9 protein-coding genes are annotated in these 11,518 nt (G+C 45.0%); 2 read left to right on the forward strand and 7 right to left on the reverse strand.

Going from position 1 to position 11,518, the window contains the following annotated elements; all coding sequences use genetic code 11:
- Positions 1–486: 486 nt before the first annotated feature.
- The 5 genes from QT984_RS21165 to QT984_RS21175 all read right to left on the reverse strand — a co-directional run bounded on the left by QT984_RS21165 (position 487) and on the right by QT984_RS21175 (position 7,583).
- Entirely contained in the window at positions 487–3,924 is a 3,438-nt protein-coding gene (locus QT984_RS21165) for a PAS domain S-box protein (protein ID WP_333056861.1), read from the reverse strand.
- A 627-nt stretch (positions 3,925–4,551) separates the two neighbouring features.
- On the reverse strand, positions 4,552–6,558 hold the full coding sequence (locus QT984_RS21170; RefSeq protein WP_333374882.1) for an ABC transporter ATP-binding protein: 2,007 nt from the start codon (positions 6,556–6,558) through the stop codon (positions 4,552–4,554).
- Between the two features lie 29 nt (positions 6,559–6,587).
- Positions 6,588–6,890 carry a zinc ribbon domain-containing protein gene (locus QT984_RS29850; RefSeq protein ID WP_445243046.1) on the reverse strand — a complete coding sequence of 101 codons (303 nt, stop codon included), beginning with the start codon at positions 6,888–6,890 and terminating at the stop codon, positions 6,588–6,590.
- Positions 6,874–7,209 carry an IS200/IS605 family accessory protein TnpB-related protein gene (locus QT984_RS29855; protein WP_445251911.1) on the reverse strand — a complete coding sequence of 112 codons (336 nt, stop codon included), beginning with the start codon at positions 7,207–7,209 and terminating at the stop codon, positions 6,874–6,876. Before QT984_RS29855 ends, QT984_RS29850 begins: the two co-directional genes overlap by 17 nt.
- A gap of 140 nt (positions 7,210–7,349) precedes the next feature.
- Positions 7,350–7,583 (reverse strand): hypothetical protein, encoded by a 234-nt coding sequence (locus QT984_RS21175; RefSeq protein WP_333274231.1) that lies wholly within the window; start codon positions 7,581–7,583, stop codon positions 7,350–7,352.
- Positions 7,584–8,034: 451 nt separating this feature from the next.
- Here QT984_RS21175 and QT984_RS21180 point away from each other — a divergent pair, with 451 nt between their 5' ends.
- Complete coding sequence (locus tag QT984_RS21180) at positions 8,035–8,853, forward strand: tetratricopeptide repeat protein (RefSeq protein WP_333056863.1); 819 nt, start codon at positions 8,035–8,037, stop codon at positions 8,851–8,853.
- A gap of 490 nt (positions 8,854–9,343) precedes the next feature.
- On the opposite strand, the gene QT984_RS21185 is transcribed toward QT984_RS21180, so the two are convergent.
- Both QT984_RS21185 and QT984_RS21190 read right to left on the reverse strand, forming a co-directional pair.
- Positions 9,344–9,580 (reverse strand): hypothetical protein, encoded by a 237-nt coding sequence (locus tag QT984_RS21185; protein WP_333056864.1) that lies wholly within the window; start codon positions 9,578–9,580, stop codon positions 9,344–9,346.
- Between the two features lie 247 nt (positions 9,581–9,827).
- Positions 9,828–10,613, reverse strand: coding sequence for a TIGR01548 family HAD-type hydrolase (locus tag QT984_RS21190; protein ID WP_333056865.1), 786 nt, complete (start codon positions 10,611–10,613; stop codon positions 9,828–9,830).
- A gap of 177 nt (positions 10,614–10,790) precedes the next feature.
- Between QT984_RS21190 and QT984_RS21195 the strand changes: the two genes are divergently transcribed.
- Complete coding sequence (locus QT984_RS21195) at positions 10,791–11,102, forward strand: 30S ribosomal protein PSRP-3 (RefSeq protein WP_333056906.1); 312 nt, start codon at positions 10,791–10,793, stop codon at positions 11,100–11,102.
- Positions 11,103–11,518 lie beyond the last annotated feature (416 nt).

Raw genomic sequence — 11,518 nt, forward strand, 5'->3', positions numbered from 1 at the left:
ATTTTAGATTTTAGATTTTAGATTTTAGATTTTTAATATCATATCAATTTTAGTTGGAGGGTGGGCAATACGCAGCAGACAAATTTCTGGTAAAATAACTTTTCTCTGTGTGTAGCCTGTAGGGTGCGTCTTGAGATTTTAGATTTTAGATTTTAGATTTTAGATTTTAGATTTTAGATTTTTAATATCATATCAATTTTAGTTGGAGGGTGGGCAATACGCAGCAGACAAATTTCTGGTAAAATAACTTTTCTCTGTGTGTAGCCTGTAGAGTGCGTCTTGAGATTTTAGATTTTAGATTTTAGATTTTAGATTTTTAATATCATATCAATTTTAGTTGTCTCGTTCATATTGTTAACCAGACAAATTTCTGGTAAAATAAGTTTTATATGTTGGCGTTTGTAGGGTGAGTCAGTCTTAAGGTTAGTACAAAAAAATCTGGTTTTTCAAACTGACGCACCTTAGTATTTTTGCCTACAAACCAATTTAATTTTCTGTCCTTTTAATCGGAATTTCGATTATAAATTCAGTGCCTTTCCCCACCACCGAGAAACACTTGATTTCACCTTTATGTTTTTCGACAATAATTGAATGGGAAATCGCTAAACCCATCCCCGTTCCCGAACCGACCCGTTTTGTAGTATAGAACGGGTCAAATATCCGCTGCTTGACTTGATCTGTCATACCTGCACCGTTATCAGAAATTCTAATCACAGCGAGAGTACCTTCTACCTCTGTACGAATGCGAATAATTCCCGGATTTTCGAGCGGTTGTTGTAAAACGTCAATAGCGTTAGCAATAATATTCATAAACACCTGATTCAATAGTCCGGCGTAGCACTCCACCCGTGGCAATTTTCCGTATTCTTTAACGATTTGAATTGCTGGGCGATCGTACTCCGTACCCGCTACGCTATTGGGATGAACTTTCAGACGGTGTTCTAAAATCATCAATGTGCTGTCGATTCCTTCGTGAATGTTAACCTTTTTCATGTCAGATTCATCGAGGCGAGAGAAATTTCGCAAACTCCGCACTATATCCCGAATACGAGTGGCTCCCACCTGCATAGAAGACAGCATTTTCGGCAAGTCGTCTAGCACAAAATCCAGCTCTAAAACTTCTATTTGCTCCTGAATCGCTGGAGAAGGTTCCGGGTATTCATCTCGATACATTTCTACCAGTTTCATCAGGTTTCTGGCGTATTCTTCTGTGTAGGTAAGATTGCCGAAAATAAAGCTGACAGGGTTATTGATTTCGTGGGCGATTCCTGCTACCATCTGACCGAGACTTGACATTTTTTCTGCTTGAATGAGCTGGGTTTGAGCAAGCTTAAGTTCGCACAGAGTTACTTCTAGTTTGGCTGCTTGTTCTTGCGCTATCCGGGCTGAATCGAGGCTTTGAGTGTAAAGTTTAGATTGACTGATCGCGATCGCTAGTTGATCGCCAATTGCCTCCATTAACTCCACTTCCTCTTTTGTCCACTGGCGAACCTCCCTGCAAGAAATGCAGCCAACAACACCAGTTAGACCCCCCGCACTTTTAATCGGCAAATCCAAGACAGACTTGCAACCAACCTCCAAAAAGAATTTTTGTTCTACGGGATCGCTGACAGTTGCAACATCATCTATTTGATAAACTTCCAAATTAGCGATTTTTCGCGGCAGCATACCCGTTATGTCAGCAGGAAAATAACCCAAAAGCGAGACCAAGTCATCATTTTTAGCTTCGTGGACGACATCCCAAGCTGGTGGCGAAGCGTCGGGCAAATACCAGATAAACACACAGCGATCGACTTGCAGCAAGTCGCGAATCTGCTGCACAGTTGTTGCTAAAATAGTATCTAAATCTAGAGATTCGCGGATATTGCTAGCTAGCTGGTTCAGCAGCGCTTCCTGCTCCGCTAATTTGCGGAATCTCGCTTCCGACTTTTGCAACTGTCTTTGAGATTCTTTTTGTTTTGTAACGTCCAAACCCAAGCCGATTAAGCCGATCGTGTTTCCAAAATCATCTTTGACCTTAGTTTTAATTGTCTCCAAATAATGTTCTTTACCATCAGCAAGCTGCATCACTTCTTCAGCATAACAGGGAATATCTTGGCTCCACGCTTGCGCGTCAGATGCCATGCAGTTAGCAGATGCTTCTAATCCCATAACTTCGGAATAGTGAGATGCTGCTAAAAATCTTGATTCAGGTATAGCCACATCTTCGCAGAAAGTTTTGTTAATTAATAACATCCGTCCGCTAGCATTTGTCAGCCATACCCAGATCGGAGCGTTGTCAATAATTGCCCTCAAAGTTTGCTGTTGTCTGGCGAGAGCTTCTTCTGTTTGTTTGCGCTTAATTCCCAGGGCGATCGTATCGGCACTTGACGCCAAAGCAATCAGCGTTGATTCGTTCAACTCCTGGCGAGCAAACATCGCGATTACTCCCAGCAACTGATTGTCAACAATTAGGGGATATCCAGCAAAAGCCACCATTCCTTCACGCGCCGCCCATTTTTTGTCCTGGATTCGGGGATCTTCTTTCACAGAATTAGTGATGTGAGGTTGTCGCTCCAGGGCGATTAAACCAATCTTGAACTCCCCGACAGCAATGCGGCTGTGAGCGCCGTCAATATGAGTATATATCCCCGCGCTTGCTTGCAGTTGCAATACATTTCCGTCTTCATTCAACGTCCAAATCCGAGCAAAGGCAACATCCAAATGGCGCACAACTGCATCGGCGCAATATTGCAAAGTTCTACGCAAACCCTGGTTTTGAGTTAGAACAATTCCCACATCTGCTGTGAATAAAGAAAGTTTCAATTGTTCTGCTAAAGCTTGTTCTGCTATTTTTCGCTCTGTAATGTCCGTAGCAGAACCGAGACGCTGCTTAATTTTTCCCTCCTCTGTTCTGCTAAATACAATTTCCCGGCTGACTAGCCAGCGCCAACAGCCATTTTTGTCGCGCACCCGGTATTCGTACTCACCAACTTCGCCGTCGGGAGCAGTTTCCAATTGCTGCAAATATTCTGGAAATTTAGCTAAATCATCAGAGTGGATAATGGTAGGCAACAGACTGCTGCCCATTTTTTGAACTTCTTCGACGGTATAGCCCAGCGCGACATTGATTTCGCGGTTGTTGTACACATTTCGCTGCTCGATCTCGTCGTAGACATAGAGAATATTCGGAGTAGCATTGGCAATTTGTTCGAGAAAACGCTGGCTTTCTTGCAGCGCTGCTTCTGCTTGTTCTTGAGCGGTAATGTCGCGCCCGACACCATAGATCAATTCTTCCTCGCAGAAACCCGTAGCAGTCCAGGCTATCCACTTGTAAGAACCGTTGCGACAGCGCCAGCGATTTTCAAACCCAACGGTATTATTCCCCGTAGCAACACTTTCAGCTTCTTTTAAAGCAGTTTCGCGATCGTCTGGATGCACGAATTCAATGAAGAGTTTGCCAATCATTTCTCCTGGGGAATAGCCGAGGATTTTTTCTGCTGCTGGGTTGATGAGTGTTATATAACCGTCAAAACTAATGACGCACAGCATATCTAGCGAGAGGCTAAAAAAGCGATCGCCCCCGTTGGGTTCGCTGGATGGGCGATCGTTTTGGGCTGCGACAGCAGAAGCTTTTGATCCCGCCCATACCGCCAAAAAGACAATATTTGCTATTGCCAAAAATCCCAGGGCGAGTTGGCGATGGTAGAAATTATCGCCACTGCCAGCTACGAGCCACCCGTTTAACACCAGCAGTACAATTATCAAAATTGAGAATAAACTCCCAGGGGCGATCGTCGCTACGCTGATTTTTTTTTCAGAATGCTTTCTAGATTCTGCTTTTTGTATTGTGGTGACTGCAGCCATAATTTTTGTCCACAACAATTGCAGGAATTTCACCAATTTAGTGCTTTTGGATTCTCCTACTTGAACTGAATGTTTCATTCTTTTACTCTATAGTTACTTTGAGTTGTGCTGATTTAAAAATTACAATAAAGATGTTTAAATATTATAAATATTTCCTACTTTGCGAGCTCTAATATTGAATAATTGGGTAAATGTACCCAAAACGAGGAGATAATTAAGTATATTTACGGAAGTAGCCACCAATCTCTTTTTAGCTGGGGTACGCATTTGCTAATTTTTGCGACTCAGAGAGAGAGTTTACTTATAATACTACGCGATATATTGTTGTTAGTCATTGGACATTTGGCCTAATTTACCTAGTCCTAGACGCAAACCCTAATTATCTAGGCTGCGCCTGAATCTGCTTACCGCCTTATCGTAGCCTGTTATACCGCACTTTTGGCCTGTAGAAATAACTTGGTTTGATGTAGAAAAATACTGCGTTTAGCGCCCTGGCTGTGGGTTAAACAGCCCGGAATATTAGTCAACTTCAAACAGGTTGAATGTGAGCATAAATTATGAATTTAAAATAAATATAAACTTCTGATTTGTGAAAAAAAAAATCTTCCTAGCAGTTTTTCCTTGCACGAGATGTTCGCGCGCAATGGCTAATTAGTAATTGGTAACGGGCAATTGGTAATTGATACGAGTTTAAAACACTAGATATCAATTTTGTTCTGATTCATCCGCAGGCGATGGGGGCCAAGCAGCTTGGCGACCTAGTTGCTGTTGCCGAATTCGCTCCAAATTCCCCGCTGGAATAGAAGCTATGAGTTGTCGCGTGTAAGCTTGCTGCGGTTGGCGGTAAATGCGCTCAGCAGTGCCAATTTCTTCGATTTTACCTTTGTTCATCACGATCGCGCGATCGCTCATAAACTTGACCACGCTCAAATCGTGAGAAATAAAAATATAAGTCAGTCCAAACTCTGTTTGCAACTCCTTCAGCAAATTTAAAACTTGCGCCTGCACCGACACATCTAATGCCGAAACCGACTCATCGCAAATAATAAACTTAGGATTCAAAGCCAAAGCTCTAGCAATACAAATTCGCTGTCTCTGTCCACCCGAAAACTCGTGAGGGTAGCGCCGCATAAAATCGGGATTTAAACCCACTCTATCCAACAAATAAGCCGCGCGATCGCGCTGTTCTTTCTGGTTCTTACCAAAGCGGTGAATCACCATCGGTTCCATCACCGCATCCCCAACACTTAGACGCGGATCGAGAGAACTAAAAGGATCTTGAAAAATAATTTGCAGATCGCGCCGCAGCCACCGCAATTTGCGATCGTACTCTTTTTTCATCCGGTAATTAGCCATCCACTGCGATGCCGAACTACTTCTGGCAGGAGGCGTAATTTCTTGACCTTCAAAAAACACTTTACCGCTGGCGATCGGAATTAATTGCAGCAAAGCCCTCGCCAAAGTAGATTTGCCGCAGCCAGACTCGCCCACCAAACCCAAAGTCTCGCCGGGGTAAACCTCAAAAGAAATATCGTTTACCGCCATAAACAAGCGTTTAGTTTCGCCAAAAATTCCCTGCACCGGAAAACCGACTCGCAAGTTATCAACAGCTAGCAAAGGGCCGGAAATATGCGGCAGCCTAGGCGGTTTTCCGGTTGCAAAAGCGGGATTTCCCCCACTGTTGTCGCCGTCTAAATCGGCATTTTTCTCGACAATTACTAATTCGCCGCTAGCATTTGTGGTGACATCCATAAAATCGGAAACTGTCGGCAAACGGCGCCTTTGCCGATCGAGAGTTGGGCGGCAAGCTAATAAACCTTTTGTGTAAGGATGTTGGGGATTGGTGAAAATTTGTTCGATCGCACCGCACTCAACAATCTTGCCTCGGTACATCACCGCCACCGTATCGCCAATTTCAGCAATGACGCCCAAATCGTGGGTAATAAAAATCATTGCCATGCCTCTAGAGTCCCGCAACTCCCGCAGCAAAGCTAAGATTGTTGCCTGCACGGTTACGTCCAAAGCCGTGGTAGGTTCATCAGCAATTAATAAAGTTGGATTGCAAGAAATGGCCATTGCAATCATCACGCGCTGGATTTGACCGCCTGATAGTTCGTGGGGATAGCGATCGAGCATAGCTTGTTTTTGGCCGTTGACGAGCTGCATCAAATCGCGATCGTCCTCCCGAACCGCTTCTTGCCGCAAAGCCAAACACCGCTGCCTGAGCTCATCGTCGCCCGGTAGCAGCTTCACTTCTTGCAGCAAAGAAGCAGCTTGGCGTCGCGCTTCTGTCTGCGACACCTGTTGGTGCAAACAAATGGCTTCTGTGAGTTGGAATCCGATCGTATAAACCGGATTTAGCGAACTCATCGGCTCTTGAAAAATCGTCGCAATCTGACTGCCCCGGTATGTTTGTTTTTCCCTGTCCGGCATTTCCAGTAGATTAAGGGGCCCATTGCTAGCGCCGTCTTTTGTCGGAGAAAACCAAATTTCGCCCTCGATTTTCGTTGACGAACTCGACAGCAAACCCATAACAGCCAGGGATGTTACCGATTTTCCCGAGCCCGACTCTCCCACGATGCCCAGAGTTTGCCCTCGCTTGACCTCAAACGAAATGCCGTCAACCGCTTTGACGGTTGCAGACGCATCGCCTGCGTCCGCAGATTGAAATTGAACCCGCAGGTTGCGAACTTCTAGGACGGTTTCACTCATGGAAGTCTATGGCAAAAATTAAAGGGAGACTAAGTGGATTGTAGCAGGGCCTGGTAAATTACCCAGCACGCTCCCTGAGTACAGGCACAGTGTGGGCTTTCAATCGCCCTGAAATAATCTTGCACATTGCAAAACAATCTCGAACATAAGGGCTTATTTACGAAAGCCCCAATAGCAGCAATATTCTTACTGCCGTTTAAGTCGGCATCACCTTTCCAGCCACAATGGTCACAAGCGAACTTTTTACCAATTCTATAAGATTCGCCCCGTCCAGGGTGAATATGATTGCACTTGTGGCACATTTTGCTAGTATATCTAGCTAGGCTCCCCAAACAAAATCTTTACGCTATGCTTTATAGCTTTGTAGATTAGGAATTGGCGCAACTGAAAGAATGCCCAGTTATTGAATCGTCTCCGCACTTGTTTCGAGCGTGGCTGCTGATTTGTGCGCTCCCTAATTCCCGTCAAATCTTCCAAAGCGACAACTTGATTTTTGTTCTTAGCCTTGGTTACGATACGGTGACTGATAGTGTGATTTACCAAAGTCTGAAAGCGCTTTTCCTTGCCCGACAACCGTTTCAACAATTCTCGACATCTACGCCGAGTGCAACGCGAGCCTTTCCTGGCTTTTCGCTGGATATTTGCTCTCAACTTGGCATAATGATTCCTAACTTTGGTAATTTATTTACCGCTAAATGTATCTCCCTCAGAAGTAACTGCAATATCACTCCTACCCAAATCACAGCAGTAAGTTTAAGGCTCTGGGAGCGAGAAAATTTTGTTTTTATAAATTATCGAACAATAGGGAACCAGAGGTTTTTAATATCGAGGAAAGATAATTTAATAAATCTTTGTATGCTGCAAGGACGACTCTCAAATAAAATGGGATAAGGCATCAAAGAAGCCAGCAACTCAATACTAACTTGTTTGTGGCATTGCCAAAGATATACCAAGATTTTAAGCGTCACGTATACGTCCGTTTTTAGTTGGTGTTGCAGGTGGATGTGGTAAAATTGAGGAAACATATTTAACAGATGGGGCTTGTTGACAAAAATTACCTCATCTTTTTTACCGCAACTTGCCGAAATCCGCAACAGGTAGGGATTTTGACGAGGTTGTCACCCCGTCAGCTCGCGAACGCCTGAAGGGTTGCATCAATTTTGATGGACTGCTCAGGCGCTACTTGGAGCTTGCAAGGGGCGGGTAAACCTGCCAATATCTGCCAATAATTGACAATCTCAAAAACCCGCGCCGGCCGGGATATTATGGTCAATCGATCGGACATGATATCAGTTAAACCCGCAACTACCCAACCAAAGTCCGCCTATCCCGACGAAACAAAATCCAGAACCTGCGGAGGCAGGTTTTGTCCCTGTAGCTGCGACTTAAGTCGCCCAGACTTTTCAAACATCTTCTAACCAACGCCCGCCAATTCGGTTAATAATATGTTTAGTAAAGTTTAAACGACCAACAACGATGATTCGCTCAGTTTTCACATTTTTTACAGTATTAATTGTAACCGGATTAGTATGGTTGGGAAATATCGCCCCCGTTGCCGCACAAGTACAACCAACAGATATCGCCGATCCCCAACAGGAATTGGGAGAACTCGTTCAAAAAGCTTTTGAAGCTACAAATGAAGGCAAATTTCCCGCCGCTGAAACTTTTTGGACTCAAATCATTGAAAAATTTCCCTCACAAGCGGCAGCTTGGAGCAACCGAGGCAATTCTAGAGTCAGCCAAAACAAACTACAAGCCGCTATTACCGACTACGAAAGAGCGATCGAACTAGCACCCGACGCCCCCGATCCCTACCTAAACCGCGGCACCGCCTTAGAGGGTTTAGGACGCTGGGAAGAGGCGATCGCCGACTACAATCATGTACTAGAATTAGACTCCCAAGATCCAGCCGCCTATAACAACCGAGGCAACGCCGAAGCAGGTTTAGGACAATGGGAACAAGCAATTGCCGACTACAGCAAAGCCTTTGAACTAGCCCCCGAATACGCCTTTGCCCGCGCCAACCACGCCCTGGCACTTTATCAAAACGGGCAAACCAAAGAAGCAATTCGCAACATGAAAAACATCGTCCGCAGATACCCCCAATTTGCCGACATGAGAGCCGCCCTCAGCGCCTGTCTTTGGGAAGCTGGAAATCGCGGCGAAGCTGAGAGCAATTGGGTAGCAGCCATCGGCCTCGACTCCCGCTACAAAGACCTCGATTGGGTTGCCAATACCCGCCGCTGGCCACCACTTGCAGTCAGTGCATTAGACAAATTCTTGCACTTGAAATAATCTCAAAACGCCAATGAAAAATTGTGAGCATCCCATAATTGTGGCGTATAATTCCTAAAAGGGATGCTCCAAAAAATTGCCAAATTTCATCCTAAGCTAGCAGTAAATAAACTCTTGAAGAACCATTTAACTGGTTCCCAAGCTCTGCCTGGGAACCGATGTAAGCGAGGCTCTGCCTCGGCCCAGACTAGGGAGGCTCTTCCTCCGGGTCTGCGTTACCAGGCTCTTCCTGGTAACGAGTATAATCATTTAGGATTGCTAAGCTGTTCGGCATTTAAAGGGCTTGCGTAAGGTGCGTCAGCATCTAAGGTTTTCCGTTTCAGCGTAAGGGTTCTAGCTGACGCACCCTACTAGCCTCGTTACTGGTTTAAATGCTCCACAGCTTAGAGCAGTAAATAAACTATTGAAGAACCATTAAAACTCTTCTTCCTGGTTTCTTATTTCCTCAATATTCATCCCTAAAATCCGTTCCCTCCGTTGAATTCTCTTCTCAAAAATCGTATTCTACTTCTCCAGCAACAATCCTATCTGTCACCAATATTCTGTACAGTTCCAGTTCTTCAACAGTAACTTTTCCGTCAGCACAAATCGCTCTTCTGATGTCTTCCATTTCTTGCTTAGATATCTTGCCGTTAGCAACAGCTCGCTCGATTTGGGCTTGGAGCTTTTCTAGTTGCCGAGTTTCTTCCAGCGTAGGTTGTTTATCAGTCGATCGCGAAACTAACATAGTGGCACTCTCCTAGAGCTTAACCTCTACTCTGTACTAAGCCGCCGCCGCAGATATTGTCAACTCAAAGATGCAAAAATTGACAAACAAATGTAACAAAACTACATTTACTTGTCAATAGGATAAGGTGCAAAATTATTTAACAAAATTACCTTTGTTTGTCAATAATATCCGGTTCGCTGCACCCTACAGACATTGTTTATCAAAAAAATAAGGTGCGGAATGCGTAGCCTACAGACTGACTGGCCTACTGAACTAATTCCCAAATCCGCGCAGCCGTCAACTCCTCGACATTCCTGAAAACCGCTGCTGCACCCGCATTTTCCAGCCCAGCAGCATAAGCCTCGCAGCGCACAGCATCATCCAAAACATGAGGTGGCAAAATTCCAGCCCCCAGCCAAACCCGATTTGGTTGCACTTCCCGCGCCTTCACAACCGTGTAAATATCCGCAACAGTATCTCCCGCGTAAATCACGGGCAAATTTTTTGCTAAACCATGCAGAGTTTCCAACTGTTCAATTGCCGCGAAAAGTCCAGCCGGATCGGGTTTTCCCGGTGCATCTTCCATCGCCACCAACACCGGGGAATTTAAACTCAGTTTCCCTGACAAAACATAAGCAGCTTCATCCCGCATCGCCCCGCTAAAAAAGCCCCAAACAATGCCCCCAACCGTTAAACTTTCCAGGTAAGCCGGACTTAACAGCAGCGGTTCGTCGCAAATGTAACCAGTCCAATTTTTCTCATCGGGCCCGCGATAGCGACTTTGGAAAAAAGCCACTAATTCGTCATAGTTGAGAGCGAGTTCGTTTCTCGATCGCCCAATTCCCTCAAAATAACGGCAAACTAACTCGAAAGACGCCTGCCAGTCATTATTCCACACTCCCTCAGACTTCAGAGAGTCGATATCGAGAGAATTCGGGCGAAAAGCACCCGCCGTGAAATGTTCCACCGCATCCGCGATCGCCCGCCGATAGGAACCCGACACATCCCGCACCACACCATCAATGTCAAAAACTACAATAACTCTGTTCACAATTTAACCATCCTTGTACCTAGGGCGGGTGAGAACCCAAATTTTATCGGTTTCCAGCCCCTGAGTGGCGCTAAAAGCAGTCGCGCCACAAAACTTTTTATGGCCGATGACCAATTATCGAACAGAGTGTGCTACGCTTAGCGATTGTAGAAATTTTTAACAAGTTCGATCGGAACCCTGGAGGTTTGCTTGTCCAAGTTCATCTTAAAAGTTCTCTGGCTAGAAGAGAATGTTGCCCTCGCCGTTGACCAAGTTGTCGGCAAAGGAACTAGCCCGCTGACATCCTACTTTTTCTGGCCACGCAAAGATGCGTGGGAAGACCTCAAAAACGAACTCGAAGCCAAACACTGGATTGCTGATAACGATCGCGTCGAAATCCTCAACCAAGCCACAGAAGTAATCAACTACTGGCAAGAGGAAGGCAGACGGCGCCCGATGACTGAAGCTCAGTCAAAGTTCCCCCTAGTGACTTTTACCGGCAGCAACTAAGCCCCGCTTTTAGTTGCTACCCATATACATTGCCTGTTATGGCTAACGAGGGGAAGGAGAGAGGGGAGAAGGCGAGAGGATTTGACGCTTTTTCCACCTCGCCGTGAAACATAAAATTTGAATTCGCTACAGCTTATATTGATATTAAATCCGATTTTCATACCTACTCTGGTTGTGGGCTTGGTCGATTCGAGATTTATTGAAAATAAAGCTCTAAAATCGGCGTTGTTTTGATAATTAATACTTAAGCGAAAAGTGGTTTGACGCGCTGCTTATAGATTTTTATGAACGGGCAAGATGCCCGTTCCACAAGAAAATTCCCTCTTTGTGGAACAGGCATCTTGCCTGTTATTGAAAAGGGTGCAAAATGTGAGTTATAACTGAAATGTACCATTGTCAATAAGCTTTATGAACGG

The sequence above is a fragment of the Microcoleus sp. Z1_B2 genome, assembly GCF_036700325.1.
Lineage (GTDB): Bacteria > Cyanobacteriota > Cyanobacteriia > Cyanobacteriales > Microcoleaceae > Microcoleus.

Coding starts and splice junctions, on each gene's coding strand:
- QT984_RS21170 (WP_333374882.1), bottom strand. CDS start 6,558: ATGAGTGAAACCGTCCTAGAAGTTCGCAACCTGCGGGTTCAATTTCAA.
- QT984_RS21180 (WP_333056863.1), top strand. CDS start 8,035: ATGATTCGCTCAGTTTTCACATTTTTTACAGTATTAATTGTAACCGGA.
- QT984_RS21175 (WP_333274231.1), bottom strand. CDS start 7,583: ATGTTTCCTCAATTTTACCACATCCACCTGCAACACCAACTAAAAACG.
- QT984_RS21185 (WP_333056864.1), bottom strand. CDS start 9,580: ATGTTAGTTTCGCGATCGACTGATAAACAACCTACGCTGGAAGAAACT.
- QT984_RS21165 (WP_333056861.1), bottom strand. CDS start 3,924: ATGAAACATTCAGTTCAAGTAGGAGAATCCAAAAGCACTAAATTGGTG.